At 54.7% G+C, this 16,642-nt stretch carries 17 protein-coding genes and 1 pseudogene; 9 read left to right on the top strand and 9 right to left on the bottom strand.

Annotated features, from left to right (window positions below):
- Positions 1-4 precede the first annotated feature (4 nt).
- From GY169_RS11255 to clcB, 4 genes are read left to right on the top strand one after another with little or no spacing between them, the layout of a single operon-like run.
- A complete protein-coding gene (locus tag GY169_RS11255) occupies positions 5-622 on the top strand; it encodes a DMSO/selenate family reductase complex B subunit (RefSeq protein WP_167575784.1) in 618 nt (205 codons plus the stop codon).
- Between the two features lies 1 nt (position 623).
- Complete coding sequence (locus GY169_RS11250; RefSeq protein WP_167575783.1) at positions 624-1,481, top strand: DmsC/YnfH family molybdoenzyme membrane anchor subunit; 858 nt, start codon at positions 624-626, stop codon at positions 1,479-1,481.
- A 47-nt stretch (positions 1,482-1,528) separates the two neighbouring features.
- Positions 1,529-2,143, top strand: coding sequence for a Tat proofreading chaperone DmsD (gene dmsD, locus GY169_RS11245; RefSeq protein ID WP_167575782.1), 615 nt, complete (start codon positions 1,529-1,531; stop codon positions 2,141-2,143).
- 14 nt (positions 2,144-2,157) lie between these two features.
- Positions 2,158-3,453, top strand: a complete 1,296-nt coding sequence (gene clcB, locus GY169_RS11240) for a voltage-gated ClC-type chloride channel ClcB (protein WP_167575781.1) — start codon at positions 2,158-2,160, stop codon at positions 3,451-3,453.
- Here clcB and bioD read toward each other — a convergent pair.
- The 3 genes from bioD to GY169_RS11225 form a co-directional block, all read right to left on the bottom strand.
- The gene (gene bioD, locus GY169_RS11235) at positions 3,406-4,101 is read right to left on the bottom strand and encodes a dethiobiotin synthase (RefSeq protein WP_163446517.1); all 696 of its coding nucleotides are present in this window, start codon (positions 4,099-4,101) and stop codon (positions 3,406-3,408) included. The genes clcB and bioD overlap by 48 nt on opposite strands.
- A 131-nt stretch (positions 4,102-4,232) precedes the next feature.
- Positions 4,233-5,450, bottom strand: a complete 1,218-nt coding sequence (gene mlc, locus GY169_RS11230) for a sugar metabolism global transcriptional regulator Mlc (RefSeq protein WP_163446427.1) — start codon at positions 5,448-5,450, stop codon at positions 4,233-4,235.
- 124 nt (positions 5,451-5,574) lie between these two features.
- On the bottom strand, positions 5,575-6,477 hold the full coding sequence (locus GY169_RS11225) for a LysR family transcriptional regulator (RefSeq protein WP_163446428.1): 903 nt from the start codon (positions 6,475-6,477) through the stop codon (positions 5,575-5,577).
- 116 nt (positions 6,478-6,593) lie between these two features.
- Here GY169_RS11225 and GY169_RS11220 point away from each other — a divergent pair, with 116 nt between their 5' ends.
- The gene (locus tag GY169_RS11220; RefSeq protein WP_167575780.1) at positions 6,594-7,844 is read left to right on the top strand and encodes an MFS transporter; all 1,251 of its coding nucleotides are present in this window, start codon (positions 6,594-6,596) and stop codon (positions 7,842-7,844) included.
- Between the two features lie 57 nt (positions 7,845-7,901).
- Here GY169_RS11220 and GY169_RS11215 read toward each other — a convergent pair whose 3' ends face one another.
- Both GY169_RS11215 and GY169_RS11210 read right to left on the bottom strand, forming a co-directional pair.
- Positions 7,902-8,543, bottom strand: a complete 642-nt coding sequence (locus tag GY169_RS11215) for a hypothetical protein (protein ID WP_167575779.1) — start codon at positions 8,541-8,543, stop codon at positions 7,902-7,904.
- 249 nt (positions 8,544-8,792) lie between these two features.
- Positions 8,793-8,876 (bottom strand): annotated as a pseudogene (locus GY169_RS11210) (hypothetical protein); the annotation flags it as partial.
- Between the two features lie 107 nt (positions 8,877-8,983).
- Between GY169_RS11210 and GY169_RS11205 the strand changes: the two are divergent.
- From GY169_RS11205 to GY169_RS11195, 3 genes are all read left to right on the top strand, one after another.
- Positions 8,984-10,180, top strand: a complete 1,197-nt coding sequence (locus tag GY169_RS11205; RefSeq protein WP_167575778.1) for an MFS transporter — start codon at positions 8,984-8,986, stop codon at positions 10,178-10,180.
- A gap of 171 nt (positions 10,181-10,351) precedes the next feature.
- Positions 10,352-10,771, top strand: coding sequence for an acid resistance repetitive basic protein Asr (gene asr, locus GY169_RS11200; RefSeq protein ID WP_065357110.1), 420 nt, complete (start codon positions 10,352-10,354; stop codon positions 10,769-10,771).
- A gap of 340 nt (positions 10,772-11,111) precedes the next feature.
- On the top strand, positions 11,112-11,936 hold the full coding sequence (locus GY169_RS11195; RefSeq protein WP_163446433.1) for a trypsin-like serine peptidase: 825 nt from the start codon (positions 11,112-11,114) through the stop codon (positions 11,934-11,936).
- Here GY169_RS11195 and GY169_RS11190 read toward each other — a convergent pair.
- From GY169_RS11190 to mdtJ, 3 genes are all read right to left on the bottom strand, one after another.
- Complete coding sequence (locus GY169_RS11190; RefSeq protein WP_167575777.1) at positions 11,933-14,098, bottom strand: bifunctional diguanylate cyclase/phosphodiesterase; 2,166 nt, start codon at positions 14,096-14,098, stop codon at positions 11,933-11,935. The genes GY169_RS11195 and GY169_RS11190 overlap by 4 nt on opposite strands.
- A 91-nt stretch (positions 14,099-14,189) precedes the next feature.
- Positions 14,190-14,519 carry a multidrug/spermidine efflux SMR transporter subunit MdtI gene (mdtI, locus tag GY169_RS11185; protein WP_163446435.1) on the bottom strand — a complete coding sequence of 110 codons (330 nt, stop codon included), beginning with the start codon at positions 14,517-14,519 and terminating at the stop codon, positions 14,190-14,192.
- Entirely contained in the window at positions 14,512-14,880 is a 369-nt protein-coding gene (mdtJ, locus tag GY169_RS11180) for a multidrug/spermidine efflux SMR transporter subunit MdtJ (RefSeq protein WP_163446436.1), read from the bottom strand. The genes mdtI and mdtJ overlap by 8 nt, the downstream gene beginning before the upstream one ends.
- A gap of 400 nt (positions 14,881-15,280) precedes the next feature.
- On the opposite strand from mdtJ, the gene GY169_RS11175 reads away from it, so the two are divergent.
- Entirely contained in the window at positions 15,281-16,312 is a 1,032-nt protein-coding gene (locus GY169_RS11175) for an AI-2E family transporter (RefSeq protein WP_167575776.1), read from the top strand.
- A 3-nt stretch (positions 16,313-16,315) separates the two neighbouring features.
- On the opposite strand, the gene GY169_RS11170 is transcribed toward GY169_RS11175, so the two are convergent.
- Positions 16,316-16,489 carry a GhoT/OrtT family toxin gene (locus GY169_RS11170; RefSeq protein ID WP_163446438.1) on the bottom strand — a complete coding sequence of 58 codons (174 nt, stop codon included), beginning with the start codon at positions 16,487-16,489 and terminating at the stop codon, positions 16,316-16,318.
- Positions 16,490-16,642: the final 153 nt, after the last annotated feature.

Below are 16,642 nucleotides of genomic sequence, written 5' to 3'. Positions count from 1 at the left end.
GCTAATGAGTACTCAATACGGATTTTTTATTGATTCGGCACGCTGCACCGGTTGTAAAACCTGCGAGCTGGCGTGTAAAGATTACAAAGACTTAACCCCGGACGTCAGCTTCCGCCGTATTTACGAATACGCGGGCGGCGACTGGCAGGAGGACAACGGCGTCTGGAACCAGAACGTCTTTGCCTACTACCTGTCGATTGCCTGTAACCATTGCGAAGATCCGGCCTGTACCAAAGTGTGCCCAAGCGGCGCGATGCACAAACGTGAAGACGGTTTTGTGGTCGTTAACGAAGATGTCTGCATCGGTTGCCGTTACTGCCACATGGCTTGTCCGTACGGCGCGCCGCAATACAACGCCGCCAAAGGCCACATGACCAAGTGCGATGGCTGTCATGAGCGCGTGGCAGAAGGCAAAAAGCCGATCTGCGTGGAGTCCTGCCCGCTGCGCGCGCTGGACTTTGGGCCGATTGAAGAACTGCGCCAGAAGCACGGCCAACTGGCGGCTGTTGCGCCGCTGCCGTCGGCGCACTTCACCAAACCAAGCATTGTGATTAAACCGAACGCCAATGCACGTCCGTTCGGCGATACCACTGGCTACCTGGCCAATCCGAAGGAGGTGTGAGATGGGCAACGGATGGCATGAATGGCCACTGGTGCTGTTTACCGTACTGGGGCAATGTGTGGCGGGGGCGACCATTATTAGCGGCATGGGCTGGCTGGCGGCACGTCATGAAGCAGTCGACCAGCGGCGCATCGTACTGAGTATGTTCTTCCTGTGGGTCATCATGGGGATAGCCTTTTTTGCGTCGGTACTGCATCTCGGCTCACCGCTGCGGGCGTTTAATTCGCTCAACCGGGTCGGCGCTTCTGCGCTGAGCAATGAAATCGCGAGTGGTTCCCTTTTCTTCGCCGTGGGCGGATTCTGGTGGCTGCTCTCAGTGCTCGGTAAAATGCCGCAGGCGTTGGGGCGCATCTGGCTTATCGTCAGCATGCTGCTGGGTCTGGTATTTGTCTGGGCAATGACGCGTGTTTATCAGATAGATACCGTACCAACCTGGTATAATGGTTATACGACAGCCGCGTTTTTCCTGACTATGCTGCTCATCGGGCCGCTGTTTGCCGCTCTGCTGTTGAAGCTGGCGAAGGTGCCGTTTAACGGCAAATTCTTCGCAGCATTAAGCGTGCTGGCCTTGCTGGCAAGCCTGGCGGTGGTGGTTTTACAGACCAGCGATCTGGGTTTCATCCACAGTTCCGTACAGCAGGCGAATGCGCTACTGCCAGACTGGGGCACATGGCAGGTTGGGCGCTTTATTCTACTGGCTGCCGGATTAGGCTGCTGGATCTGCCCGCTGCTGCGCCGGGTTCCACCTACGGCGCTCGGACTGACCATCGGTCTGATTCTGATGATAGTGGGAGAATTGATCGGCCGCGGGCTGTTCTATGGCCTGCATATGACCGTCGGCATGGCGATTGCCGGGTAATCTATCGGCGCGGGAACTGGCCCGCGCCTCTTTAAGGAATTGCAGTAATGAATGACGTTCAGCACAACGACGCCTTAGCTTTTTCTGCTCGCGTATTGGGGGCACTGTTTTACTTCGCACCGGACAGCGCGCTTGCCGAGCCGCTGGTTGCCGCATTTCGTGACGGCGAATGGGCCGCACAATGGCCATACCCGGTAGCCAACGCCGACGCGCTGTCCGCCGCTTTTGCCGCTCCCTGCGACGAATCGCTGGCGGAAGCCTGGCAGCGGCTGTTTATTGGCCCGTCGGCCCTCCCGTCACCGCCGTGGGGGTCCGTCTGGTTAGATCGTGAAAATGTCCTGTTTGGCGATTCGACTCTGGCGCTGCGCCAGTGGATGCGCGAAAACCAGATCGCCTTCGACGTTGCGCAAAATGAGCCGGAAGATCACTTCGGTACCCTGCTGATGCTGGCGGCCTGGCTGGTTGAAAACGATCGTCAGGAAGCCTGCGACCAACTGCTGGCCTGGCACCTGTTGCCATGGGCACCGCGCTTCCTGAGTGAATTTGTCGCCAAAGCCAATCACCCCTTCTTCAAGGCCCTGGCGGAATTAGCGCAGCACACCCTCGCCCAGTGGCAGTCACAGCTGCTGATCCCCGTTGCCGATAAAAAATTGTATCGCTAAGCGTTTCGCCTCATATGCAGCGTCTTCATTCCTATCCCGATATTCAGGCGATGTTACGTCGCCTTCTGCTGGCTATCGTCATTGGCGTCCTCGCGGCGCTGGCGGTCGCGCTGTTTCGTCACGCCATGTACCTGCTGGAGTGGCTATTTTTAAGCAATGACAGCGGTAGTCTGGTCAACGCGGCAGAAGGCTTGGTTTGGTGGCGACGCCTTATCACTCCGGCGCTTGGAGGCCTGGCGGCAGGAACGCTGCTGTGGGGTTGGCAACGTTATACGCGTCAGCGCCCTCATGCGCCAACAGACTACATGGAGGCCCTGGAAAGCGACGAAGGCAAGTTCGACACCGGCTCCAGCCTTGTCAAATCAACCGCTTCTCTGTTGGTCGTGGCCAGCGGCAGCGCGATTGGCCGGGAAGGAGCGATGATTTTACTGGCTGCGCTGGCGGCTTCATTTTTTGCCCAACGCTTTACGCCAAAAGCGGAGTGGAAACTGTGGATCGCCTGCGGGGCCGCCGCGGGGATGGCCAGTGCCTACCACGCACCGTTGGCCGGCAGCCTGTTTATTGCCGAGATCCTCTTTGGCACGCTGATGCTCGCCTCGCTCGGACCCGTGGTGATTTCAGCGGTTGCTGCCCTGCTTACCACGCAGGCAATGAACGGCGGCGCGGAGCTGCTTTATCGCGTCGAGGCCTTACCCACGCTCACTGCCACGCATTATGTGCTGATGCTCGCCACCGGTCTTCTGTGCGGCCTTGGTGGTCCGCTGCTGATGTGGTTAATGGATACAACTCATCGCGGTTTCCTGGCGTTGAAGTTGTCTCCACCATGGCAACTGGCCCTTGGCGGGTTAATCGTCGGGGTATTATCGCTGTTAACGCCTGCCGTATGGGGTAATGGGTATAGCGTGGTGCAAGCCTTCCTGCTGTCACCGCCCACCCTGACCCTCATCGCCGGGATCTTCCTGTGCAAACTGCTCGCCATTCTCGCCAGTAGCGGTTCAGGCGCGCCCGGTGGCGTGTTTACCCCTACGCTATTTATTGGTCTGGGAGTGGGAATTTTGTTTGCTAATACATGGAGTCTGGGATTTCCCGGTCACGAGAGCATCGCGATATTGTTGGGGATTACCGGAATGGCCACCCTGCTGGCGGCAACGACGCATGCGCCAATCATGTCGACGCTGATGATTTGTGAAATGACCGGGCAGTATATGCTGCTGCCCGGCTTGCTGATTGCCTGCGTGTTAGCCTCAGTGCTATCGCGCACCTTACGCCAGAATTCTATCTACCGTCAGCACGTTACGGAGCATCGCTAAATCAACATACTGGCTGAGCTCGCGCTGTTCCGCACGCGGCAGATACGGCAGTTCGCCGATCAGCGGTGCGGGCAGTTTTTTGCTCAGCACATCAATAATTTCCGCGTAGTGCGCCAAACCTGGGTTGATACGGTTGGCGACCCAACCAATCAGCGGCAGCCCGTCATTGGCGATGGCCTGTGCGGTCAGTAACGCATGGTTGATACACCCTTCCTGAATCCCAACCACCATGAGTACCGGTAGCTGTTCCTGCACTACCCATTCAGAAAGCGGCCGCAAATCGTTCATCAGGCTGCGCCAGCCGCCCGTGCCTTCCACGACGACGTTATCAACCTGGCGGCTCAGATTTGCCAGCCCGTCGGACAACAGCGTGTAGTTAATCGGACAGCTGTGTGCAACGCTGCTTTCTTCTTCACTCAGCGCGATAGGGTTAATCGCCTCATAAGGTAGCGCCAGCGATGACACGCTTTGTAGTACCAACGCGTCTTTGTTACGCAACCCCTCGGGGGTCTCTTTGCTACCCTTGGCTACCGGCTTATAGCCTGCCACCCGTTTCCCGCTGGCGGCGAGCGCCTGCAATAGCGCACGAGAAACCACCGTCTTGCCGACAGAAGTATCAGTTCCAGTAATAAAGAAACGATTTAGCATCACTAACTAGCCCCACAAATTTGCCGATAGAATATCAAGACAATGAATAATTCAACGGGGTGAAAGTTTACGTGATGCGTCAGGAGGTCGGATTGAGATAGCGCAATTTTTTGCAAAACGGCAAAAAAATGTTAACCCTGTAACAGTCTGATCAGCAGTGTTCCGTTATAAAGCGCATCTTTTACCAGTGCCGCACCCGCCATCGTGCCGCGGTTGGAGAACTGCGTCTGTTCTACGGCAATATGTTTACTGTAGGCTGGCAGCGACTGCTGGCGAATACAGTCGCCAATCGCCGGAAAGAGGATATCCGCCGCCTGGTTAAACGGGGAACCAATAAGAATTTTTTGTGGATTGAACAAATTGACCATAATCGCGAGGATACGCCCGACGTTGGTGCCGATGCTGCTGATGATATCTTTTGCCAGCAGATCCCCTTGCTGCGCCGCCTGGCAGAGCCAGTCTACGGTGAGCGGCTTTTGATGTAACATCGAGCTCATTGACTGCTGCATCCGCACCTGGGTAAGTTCCAGCACGCTCTCCACGCTGGCAATCGTTTCCAGACAGCCGTGGTTGCCGCAGTAGCAGCGTTTGCCGTAAGGGTCAACCTGGGTATGACCAATCTCAACCAGGCTGCTGCTGCCAGCATGCAGTAAGCGACCATCGGTAATTACCCCTGCGCCCACGTTATGGTCAATCACCACCTGAATCACGTCGCGTGCGCCGCGAGAGGCCCCGAACAGCGCTTCGGCCATGGTCCAGGCGCTGATGTCGTGCTGGATATACACCGGCACGCCGGTATGCGCCTCCAGCGTTTCCCCCAGCGGGACATCTTTGACATCGTAAAACGGCATGCGATGAATGATGCCGTTTTCGGTATCGATGATACCCGGCAGCGTGATGGCAATGGCCGTTAAGCGTTCCAGCAGATTTTGGTGGCGAATAAAGAACTGGTCGATATGCGACAGCACGCGGTTAAGGAAAGGCGTTTCATCTTCCAGCGCCAGCTCAAGCTGCTCTTCGACCACCAGTTTGCTGCTCAGGTCGCGCAGCGCAAGATGGATATCACCGCGGCTGATGCGCACGGCAAGGTAGTGCCAGGCTTCGGTTTCCACCATCAGCCCCACCGCCGGACGGCCGCGACTACCCGCCTCCTGGATTTCCGTTTCCTGCACCAGATGGGCTTCCAGCAGCTCACGGACAATTTTGGTAATACTGGCGGGGGCCAGTTGCGCAAGTCGGGAAAGGTCAATACGCGACACCGGGCCAAGCTGATCAATGAGACGATAAACCGCCCCTGCGTTGGTCTGCTTGATTTGATCAATATGGCCTGGCTGACTGTCCGCTACCACCGTAAACTCCCTTATTTTCGCGCTTCGAAATAAACTGTGGACTATGGTGAAGTACTTCAATGGTCGACGTCAAATATTTACTTAGCCTTGTGATTTAACGCACATTTTTTCACACTTTTCGCGGCTAAACGCTGACCTTTGCCGCGTTTAACAAGTGCTGCTTAAAGCGCTGCGCCGCCTGGCTAAGCTCATGGTGTTTTGACCAGACCAGCCACATTTCCGACACCGCGTCCTCTTCTGCGATGGGTACCCAGCGCATTTCATACAACTGAACGCGACGAAATGAGGCGGGTAAAATCGACACCCCCAACCCCGATGCCACCAGACCGATAATCGTCATCGCCTCCCCGACCTCCTGGGTAATCACCGGCGTCACGCCATAGCGGCGCATCAGGCCGAGAATATCGTCATACAGGCCTGTACCCACATGCGGATCAAAAAAGACAAACGGCTCTTTCGCCAGCTCGACAAGGCTGACCGACGGCTGGCTGGCTAACGGATGGTCGCGGTGAATCATCGCCAGCAGCGGCTCGCGCAGGATAATTTGCCAGTCGAGGGTATCGGGGAGCTGCGTGTTGCGCATCAGTCCCAGCTCAAGCGCACCTTCCGTCAACGGTAAAATCTGTTCGCGGGTATTAGTCTCACGCGTCTGAATATGCACGTCAGGGTAACGCTGACGGAATGTAGACAACGTATCGGAAACGGCCTTAATAAAGGGAGCAGATGAGGTAAAGCCAATGTGCAGTTCACCGGTTTCCCCGTGATGCAGACGACTGGCGCGCGCGGCGGCTTCGTTCACCTGCAGCAGGATCTGCCGGCTGTCGGCAAGGAACTGTCTCCCGGCCTCAGTCAGGCTGACGCTGCGGTTGGTGCGGGCAAACAGTCGCGCGCCAACCTGCTGTTCCAGAATCTGAATCTGCTGGCTCAGCGGCGGCTGAGAAATATTCAACCGCGCCGCGGCACGGCCAAAATGCAGCTCTTCCGCAACGGCCACGAAATAACGCAGGTGACGAAGCTCGATATTCATATTTCATAAGTATCAATTGAGATTATTAATATATTAGACAGAATATTTACATTTTCCTACTCTGATTATGTGACCTATGTCGCCATTACTCGTTGTTTTTAGCCAAGGATCTTCCCGTGAGCCGCACAACTACCGCAGACCATACGCCCGTTATTGATGTCCGCGACGATACCCCCACTGTCAACAATACGTTTATCCGCCGCGGCACGCCGGCCTTTATTCGCGTCACGCTCGCCCTCTTCTCCGCCGGGCTGGCAACGTTTGCCCTGCTGTACTGTGTGCAACCCATTCTGCCGGTGCTCTCCCATGAGTTCGGCATCTCTCCGGCGGGCAGCAGTATTTCGCTGTCAATTTCCACCGTCATGCTGGCGATTGGCCTGCTGTTTACCGGGCCGCTTTCCGACGCCATCGGGCGTAAACAGGTGATGGTCACCGCGCTGCTGCTGGCTTCCTGCTGTTCACTCCTGTCGACAATGATGACCAGCTGGCATGGAATTCTGCTGATGCGCGCGCTGATTGGTCTGTCGCTCAGCGGCGTGGCAGCGGTGGGCATGACCTATCTCAGTGAAGAGATTCACCCAAGTTTCGTCGCCTTCTCAATGGGGTTATATATCAGCGGGAACTCGATTGGCGGGATGAGCGGACGTCTGCTCACTGGGGTGTTTACCGATTTCTTCGGCTGGCGCGTGGCGCTGGCGGTGATCAGCCTCTTTGCGCTGGCCTCGGCCATCATGTTCTGGCGCATTCTGCCGGAATCCCGCCATTTCCGCCCCAGCTCGCTGAAGCCGAAATCATTACTCATTAATGTTCACCTGCACTTTCGCGATCGTGGCCTGCCGCTGCTGTTCGTCGAGGGTTTTCTGCTGATGGGCGCGTTCGTCACCCTCTTTAACTACATCGGCTACCGCCTGATGCTCTCGCCCTGGTCGCTCAACCAGGCGGTGGTGGGTCTGCTATCCGTCGCCTACCTGACCGGGACCTGGAGCTCACCAAAAGCCGGCGTAATGACCACCCGCTACGGTCGTGGCCCGGTCATGATCTTCTTCACCGGCGTGATGTTGCTGGGGCTTCTGCTCACGCTGTTCTCGCCGCTGTGGGTGATTTTCCCCGGCATGCTGCTGTTCTCCGCAGGGTTCTTTGCCGCACACTCGGTAGCTAGCAGCTGGATTGGCCCGCGTGCCCGCCGCGCCAGGGGCCAGGCGTCGTCGCTGTATCTCTTTAGCTACTATCTCGGCTCAAGTATTGCCGGGACGCTCGGCGGCGTCTTCTGGCATAGATATGGCTGGAACGGCGTGGGGGCATTTATTGCCCTGCTGCTGGTTGGCGCACTGCTGACCGGCTATGCTCTGCATAAACGCTTACGCTAAACTCAATTAAGAACAGGCATAAAAAATGCCGCAGCGCCCTAAACGCCGAGGCATTTTCTATTTACAGTCCATACTGATATTTAGCGGGAAAAGCTGCTGGTCGGAGGACTTATCCGTTTTCATAAAATAGTACGTAACAAGCAACAGCCCTACCATAAATGGAATTTCATACAACTCTTCCATAAGGTCAGCATATTGAGGATTATGAACAAACAACGGTGCCAGCAGACGATGGTGCTCAATGGTATCGGAAATGATAAACGTACAAATAGTAACAGCCAGCAACCATACCGGCATTGTCACTTCCTTAACCCTGCGGACGATGTCCTTACGTAATGGCCCGGATAACAGAGAAAGCGCTAAACCTCCGATCAGAGTGACGGAAATCACTCTAAACACAAGATGAGGTTGCTCCGGAAAGTAAGCCCGCCCCCAACTCGTACTTCGTCCTAGCAACACCATCCACCACAGCACGGCCCACATCCAGAACTGTTTTTCTCCTTCAGGCCTCGAAAGCGGTTTGATATACCAAGCGGTAAACAACGCGCCAAACAGCAGCCATAGCGCCTGAGCGTTTTCAATCTGCGTCACTAAGGCACCGCCAAGCAACGGTAGATGCCAGTCTGCGGCAAACGGAAATAACAACGACAGAACCGCCATAGCAACAACGGAAAAGGGTAAATGCGTATCGAATTTCATACAAATCATTCAAGTTAATAATGAATTACTGATAGTAGCTTTTAAGAAATTTAATCCATTAACATTGAATGCGATTTTCTTAAGGTTATCTTAATGTTTGTGTGATCGTTCAATTCATCAATTGAAGAGCCCCAAGTAATCTGTAATCGCCGCTATCGCTTCACCAAACCCATAACACACTTCCTCTCGGTGTCCTGCCCCTTGCAATCGCGCTATCCACGCCATTTGCGGTACCGTCGGTTTGCCTCCCTTCGTGCCGGTACCGCCGAAGCCATTCTCGATAAGATGGTGTGGATCGTCGCCAGGCTTTCCGCAACCCCAGCACGGCTGCGTTCAGACGTCCCCCTTGTGATTATTCGTGCGCATGAAATCCTAATAACTTCAAGAGAATACCGACAGGTTCTATAATACGCCCACTTTTGTCTTTCCTGTTCCGTGTTATGACTACCTACACCAGCAATACCCAGCTTAATCTACGCATTATTTCGATCGTGGTTTTCACCTGTATTTGTTACCTCTCCATCGGCCTGCCGCTGGCGGTACTCCCCGGATTTATCCACTACGATCTCGGCTACAGCACGCTGGTCGCCGGCGCGGTGATTAGCCTGCAATACATTTCCACTCTCGTCAGCCGCCCCCACGCCGGGCGCTATACCGATATCTGGGGGCCGAAGAAGGTTGTCAGCCTGGGGATTATCTGCTGCATGATGAGCGGCCTGTTCACGCTCGCCGCTGCGGCCGCGCACGCCAGCCCCATTCTGGCGGTCATTCTGCTGCTGGTCGGCCGCGTGTTCCTTGGTGTAGGCGAGAGTTTTACTTCTACCGGCTCCACGCTGTGGGGGATTAAAACCGTCGGCGCGATCCACACTTCCCGCGTCATTTCCTGGAACGGGGTCGCCACCTATGTCGCCATGGCCGCCGGTGCGCCGTTGGGTGTGATGCTTAATAGCGCGTTTGGCATCAGCGGCTTCGCGGCGCTGATTGTAATTATCGCCGTTATTGGCCTGCTCTTTGCCCGTACTCGTGCTGACGTCAGCGTCAGCGCGGGCATCCGAGCGCCTTTCCACGTCGTCGCGCGCAAAATCTGGCCGTACGGTTTGGGTCTTGGGCTGGGTACAGTAGGCTTCGGGGTGATTGCGACATTTATCACGCTCTACTTCTCCGCGCACGGCTGGCAAGGTGCCGCCTTCACGCTCTCACTGTTCAGTATTGGCTTTATCTGCATTCGCCTAGTGCTGGGTAACACCATCACCCGGTTTGGTGGCATTCGCGTATCGCTGGTCTGCTACGTTTTTGAATGCCTGGGGCTGCTGATTATCTGGTTTGCCCCGAATGCCTGGATCGCCGGACTAGGCGCCTTCCTTACCGGCTCCGGTTTCTCGCTGGTCTTCCCGGCGCTGGGCGTCGAAGCGGTCAAGCAGGTGGAAGAACAAAACCAGGGGACCGCGCTGGGCACCTATTCCGCCTTTCTGGATTTGGCGCTTGGCATTACCGGGCCTGTCGCGGGCTGGATTGCAGGCTACCAGGGTCTGGACAGCATTTACCTGCTGGCTGCCGTGGTCGTGGCAATGGCCTTCGCGCTTATTCTGCGCGTTTACCTGATGCAACGCGCCAGCCGCACGCCTTGCGCGAGCTAATCTCGTGAGGGGCGAAGACCCATCGCCCCTGTACATTTGTGCAACACCTCTCGTACATTACGTTACACGCCGATACCAATCACTCACGGAAAGACCGATAGCCCGTAGGTATAGTTCTTTCAACGGCCCCGCAGTGGGGTTGAATGAAAAAACAAATTCGAGGGTATGAGAATGAAAAAAGTATTAGCTCTGGTTGTTGCCGCTGCTATGGGTCTGTCTTCTGCTGCTTTCGCTGCTGACGCGACGGCTACGCCGGCTCCGGCTGCTACTGCGACCGCCACTCACGCGGCTCCGGCAAAAACCACTCACCACAAGAAACACAAAAAAGCAGCACCGGCACAGAAAGCGCAGGCTGCCAAAAAACACAAGAAAGCAGCGGCTAAACCGGCTGTAGAACAGAAAGCCCAGGCTGCTAAAAAACACAAAAAAGCAGCCACTAAACCGGCTGTAGAGCAGAAAGCGCAGGCCGCTAAAAAACACAAAAAAGCAGCAGCTAAACCGGCTGTAGCGCAGAAGGCGCAGGCTGCTAAAAAACACAAAAAGGCAGTAAAACACGAAGCCGCTAAACCAGCAGCACAACCAGCAGCTTAATGACTACGCAATCGGCGCGTTCTGCGCGCCGATTCAGGCAGACAGGTGCATCACGTAGCGTCGCCCCCGACGCCGGTGTTAGCCCTGCTGCCTGAGGCGATCAATTATCCGTATCGGCGCTACTTCAGCGCCGATTTTTTCCCGGGGAGCCAACCATGTTGCGGCGTTATCGTTTCGAGCTCATCCTGGCATTACTGATCGTTTGCGCGCTTATCGCGACTCAGTTCTTCTTTTACTGAATGTAGTTCGCTGATTTTACTCCCACTTTTCATGTCTCCCGTCTATAGTAGTCTCACTGGGTTTAGTTTTTATAATCATAATTGCCCCATCCGAGAGTGATATGCGTACAGCCTTTGTGTGTTGTTTACTGGGATCGTTATCCGTTCTGCCTTTAATAACTCATGCTGATGACAGTGATAGCGGCATTAGCGCAAAAGATATTAAAACCCTGTTTTTTGGTCAGGACGATCGCGTCCTTGTCAGCCATCCGGCGCAAGAACCGTGGGACGCCATCGGGCAACTTGAAACCGCCAGCGGCAATCTGTGTACCGCGACGCTGATTTCTCCCCATCTGGCTTTAACCGCCGGACACTGTCTGCTGGAGCCGCCAGGTGGCAAGCTGGATAAAGCGGTAGCCCTGCGCTTTGTGTCGCAAAAGGGCAGCTGGCGCTATGAGATTCATGGCATTGAGGGACGGGTTGACCCTTCGCTAGGCAAACGACTGAAGCCCGACGGCGACGGTTGGATTGTGCCGTCTTCAGCGGCACCATGGGATTTCGGCCTGATCGTCCTACGCTATCCCCCTTCTGGTATTACGCCACTGCCGCTGTTTACCGGCGACAAAGCCGAACTGACCGCCGCGCTGAAAGCCGCCGGGCGAAAAGTGACGCAGTCCGGTTACCCGGTCGATCATCTGGATTCACTGTACAGTCATGAAGATTGTACCGTCACCGGCTGGGCGCAGGCGTCGGTGCTTTCCCATCAGTGCGATACGCTGCCGGGTGATAGCGGCTCACCGCTGCTGTTGAAAACCGACGCCGGCTGGCAACTGATTGCGGTACAAAGCTCAGCACCGGCGGCCAAAGATCGCTGGCGTGCCGACAACCGCGCCATCGCCGTCACCGGTTTTCGCGACAAGCTGGAAGCGCTCGCCGCCGACAATTAACTCTGAAGCTGCTGGTGACGCAACGCCAGCAGCGAAGATAACGGCATCGGCTCGCTGAAATAGAATCCCTGAAGCTGATCGCAACCCGCCAGCCGCAGCAGCTTCATCTGTCTCTCCGTTTCGACACCTTCGGCAATCACCGTCATGCCTAGCGCGCTGGCAATCCGAATCGTACCCCCTACCAGAGCAGCAGCCTGATCGTCGTCATCCACCAGCCCGGCCAGCGATTTATCAATTTTAATGGTGTCGAAATTGAAGCGCCGCAAATAGCCAATGCTGGAGTAACCGGTACCAAAATCATCCAGCGCAACGGCGGTACCCAGCGCTTTCAGATTCGCGATTGCCGCACGCGCGCGTTCCGGTTTTTCGAGCACGTAGGTCTCGGTAACCTCAAGCTGTAGCCTGGACGGCGGAAAACCAGATGATTTCAGCACGCTGGAAACCTTATTTTCAAACTCAGGGTCGCGGAATTGCGCCGGCGAAATATTAACTGAGAGCTTAAGATCGTTGTGTGCCAGCAGATCGTGACACGCGCGAGCCAATACAAACTGCCCGAGCGCATAGATAAGCCCGCTGGTTTCAGCGACAGCAATAAACGCATCAGGCATCAGCTCGCCTTTCTTCCGTCGCGGCCAGCGCACCAGCGCTTCAACGCCAATCATCACCTGCGTCCGCGCGCAGACGATCGGCTGATACCAGACTTCAAACTCATTGTTTTCCAGCCCGTGGCGAATGTCATTCTCGATAGCGACCTGGTATTCGCGCGCGCTGTTAAGTTCAGCGTCATAGTGGGTAATGCGCCCTTTGCCGGTGATCTTCGAGTGATACATGGCGATATCTGCCTGGCGGAAAAGCTCGGAGCTGGAGCTCAGCTGCAATTTTCCGCTGGCGATGCCTATGCTGGCGCTGATGTGCAACGTACGGCCATCGATACGGATTGGCGCATTAAGGTAATCCAGCACGCTTTCCGCAAAGGCTGCCGCGCGCGCTTCTGAGTGCTCACCGCCCACGGTCATCGCAAACTCATCGCCTCCCATGCGCGCCAGCATTCCGCCGTCAGGCACCAGCGTTTGTAGCATGGCGGCGATACGAATAATCAGAATATCGCCGACATCATGGCCATGAATGTCATTAACATCTTTAAAGCCATCAAGATCGATAAACACCACCGTTTTCACGTCGCGATCGCCACGCTGGCTGATGCGCTCCAGCTGTTCAATCAGCGCACGGCGGTTGGGCAGATGGCTCAACCAGTCGGTCAACGCAATTTCTCGCGCCTGGCGTTCCCCGCGCGCCAGCTTCCACAAGCCTAAGCTGCTCAGCAGAATAAACAGCAGAATTAACCCGGTCGCAAGCAGCACAATTTCACGAATTTGCGGTGATGCGGCGCTGGCAGCCTCAGCCCCAGGCTGCCTGAGCTGCCAATCAAGCCAGCCCACCACCTTCCCCCCAGAGGTTCGCACCGGAATGTTGTATTGGTTCTGCGGCGCAGTACCCAACGTCAGTTTTTCAATCTGGAACGTATTTCCCAGATTGTTGAGTAATCCAGGATTGATATGCCGGGTGATCACCAGATAACGCCGCGTCGCGTCGTACACCTGTAAACGTCCAACCATAGGGCGAATCAGCCCGATCCCGACAAAGGCAATCCCCGCCCGCGTCTGGGTTATGCCGGCAAAAACATTGCTCCCCCGACGCAGCGCATCCTCATTTTGACTAATAAGTGCTTCCAGCCCCTCACCAAAGAAATCGAGATTATGTTCATTAAACGGTGAGCTATGAAACGAGCCCCAGAGAACACGATAGTTTTCATCCAGGACGAATGTGCCATCGTAGAGATTATTGATTTTGAAGCCTGCCCCCCAGGTATTATAAAGCCACGTGGTGTCCAGCTGCGGCGCATAAACCTGACGGACGGCGTCGTCCCAGATAGAGTTGTCGGTAACGAGTGAGAGCACGCGGTTAATGGATGTCTGAAGGGCCCCATCAACAGAAAGTGCGGAACGGCGGGCATCAATATCGTTAGTTTTGCTACTGATTAAATTCTGCGACAGGTAAAGCAGTGAAATAATAGAAAAGATCAGGCCAACGCCTGCTAAAAAGATCATCACGAACAGCGTTCTGGCCGTGGCAATATTACGCCAGCGTGACGGATTAAACATGCCCCACCCTCGCAGTCACAAAGCAAACCCTTTGTTACAAGCGTAATACAGGCCATAAATTTCGCTGCCCGATTTCCGGGCAGCTATCACATCAAGCGAGTTTAATCATCACCATACCGATCAACAGCAGGCCAAGTCCAACCCAGCCCTTATTATTCAGGCGCTGACCAAAGAGGATCCACCCCGCCGCCAGAGTGGCCGCTACGCCGAAGCCCCCCCAGATAGCGTAGGCAACCGACAGGTCAATGCCCTTCACCGCCTGCGACAAGGCGCTAAACGCGGCCAGCACGGCGGCCAGTGAGAGGAGTCCGTACAGTTTGTTACGGAAACCGTCAGAGAATTTCAGGAAAATATTAGCGACAATTTCAAGTACGATGGAACCTGCCAGCCAGAGGCCGTGAATCAATTCGAACTTAAGCATGATTCACCTCGTTATTGATCATAACGCTTTTCTTCGGCGCTTTACGCGTACCCGATTTGATCAACACAATCCCGGCGATAAGCGTTGCCAGACCCGCCGCTTTCATCACCGTCAGACTTTCGTCAAAGACCAGGACGCTGAAAAGCGTAATCAGCACAATACCGATACCTTCCCAAAGCGCGTAGGCGACACCGAGGGCGATTTTCTTAACCGCGAACGAAAGAAAAATATAAGACAGTGAGATCATCACCAGCATTAAAATAAAGCCGGTATTACCATCGCTTACGCTTGCCCATTTCATAGACAGCGTACCTGTAATTTCGGCCACAATAGCCAGGGCTAATAAAATCCAGTAAAACATGGTCCTTCTCCTGCATGAGAATATAATCCGTTGCAGTTCGCGACGTGGCGCAAACCGAAATAAAATGATTAAAATTTAGCTCAAACGAAGAAAAGGACTACAGCGCGTTGCGCCAGTGGTGCTCACCGCAGAAGGCAGAAAAAGAAGGGAAAACAGTGAATTGAGTAGAAATGTACGTCCTGAACATATTGTCCATAAAATTACAATTATCCGCGGTATTGCTTCTCATCATTGCGGATTAAAATTGTCCTCAGTAGTTAAACACAGCTAATTTCTAACACAGTTGTCGAAGTATCTCAAAATGTTTTCAAATCTTTACGGATGTTGTTTGATGTACATTCATTTATTATAAGCCAATTCGCAATTATCATAATCAGCAGAGTTTATAGCAGGAGCTATCATGTCCAGGCCGATCATCACGCTTAATGGATTAAAAATCGTCATCATGCTCGGCATGCTGGTTATCATTCTGACGGGGATCCGTTTTGCTGCGGAGATCATCGTCCCCTTCGTGCTGGCGCTGTTTATCGCCGTGGTGCTCAACCCAGTTGTTCAGCTGTTGGTGCGCTGCCGCGTACCGCGCGTGCTCGGCATCTCGCTACTGATTGTCGTGATTATTCTGCTGGCCGTACTATTACTGGCCTCACTCGGCACATCACTCAACGAACTGACGCGCACGCTGCCTCAGTACCGCTCGTCGCTGGCGGTACCGATTTATAACCTGCAGCCCTGGATGCAGCGATTTGGTATCAGCGTCAGCCCTGAAGAACTGATTAAATACATTGACCCCAATGCCGCCATGACATTGGTTTCACGGCTACTGACCCAGCTCTCGAACGCGATGTCGTCTATTTTTCTGCTGCTGCTGACGGTGGTGTTTATGCTGCTGGAAGTGCCACAGCTACCGGCGAAACTTCAGCAGGTCATGTCACGTCCGGTAGAGGGGATGGCGGCGATTCAGCGAGGGCTGGACAGCGTATCGCACTATCTGGTGCTGAAAACGGCGATTAGCCTGGTAACGGGTCTGGTTGTATGGGGCATGCTGGAGCTGCTGGGCGTCCGTTTTGCCTTTATCTGGGGGCTGCTGGCCTTTGCGCTCAACTATATTCCGAATATTGGCTCGGTGCTGGCGGCGATCCCCCCTATTTTGCAGGTTCTGGTCTTTAGCGGCTTTTACGATGCGCTTATCGTACTTGCGGGGTATCTGGTGATAAATCTCGTCTTTGGCAACATTCTCGAGCCCCGCATCATGGGACGCGGCCTGGGACTCTCCACGCTGGTGGTGTTCTTATCGTTAATATTCTGGGGCTGGCTGCTGGGTCCGGTCGGTATGCTGCTGTCCGTGCCGCTCACCATTATCGTGAAAATCGCGCTGGAGCAGACCGAAGGCGGTAAAAGCATCGCTATTTTGCTCAGCGATCTCAGTAAATAGCCATCAGAATAGCGACAGCAGCAGCGCAACGGGGAAACTGAACGGCCACGTTGCGCCGATTAAAAAGGTGGCAATCAGACGGATTGAGGTGCTTTCTTTGGTGAGAAACCAGGTAATTCCGGCGCAAATAACCGCCATGATGGCGTAGAAAATGAGCATATGTTGGTACAGCGTCACCAATTGAGTCCTTACCATTGATCGTTAAAGCGGCGCAATATGCTACGTTTTTTGACGTACATCAAGTTTTTCGCCGCTTTTCGCGTGAGGCTATTCAGTCCACGCAGATCTATCTCCAGATAAATTAACTGCGTGAACGATTAAAACTAAAGT

This window comes from Kluyvera genomosp. 3, from assembly GCF_011765685.1.
Classification (GTDB): domain Bacteria; phylum Pseudomonadota; class Gammaproteobacteria; order Enterobacterales; family Enterobacteriaceae; genus Kluyvera; species Kluyvera georgiana_A.
Note: the sequence above shows the minus strand (reverse complement) of the source record. Positions and strands in the feature narration are given on the sequence as shown.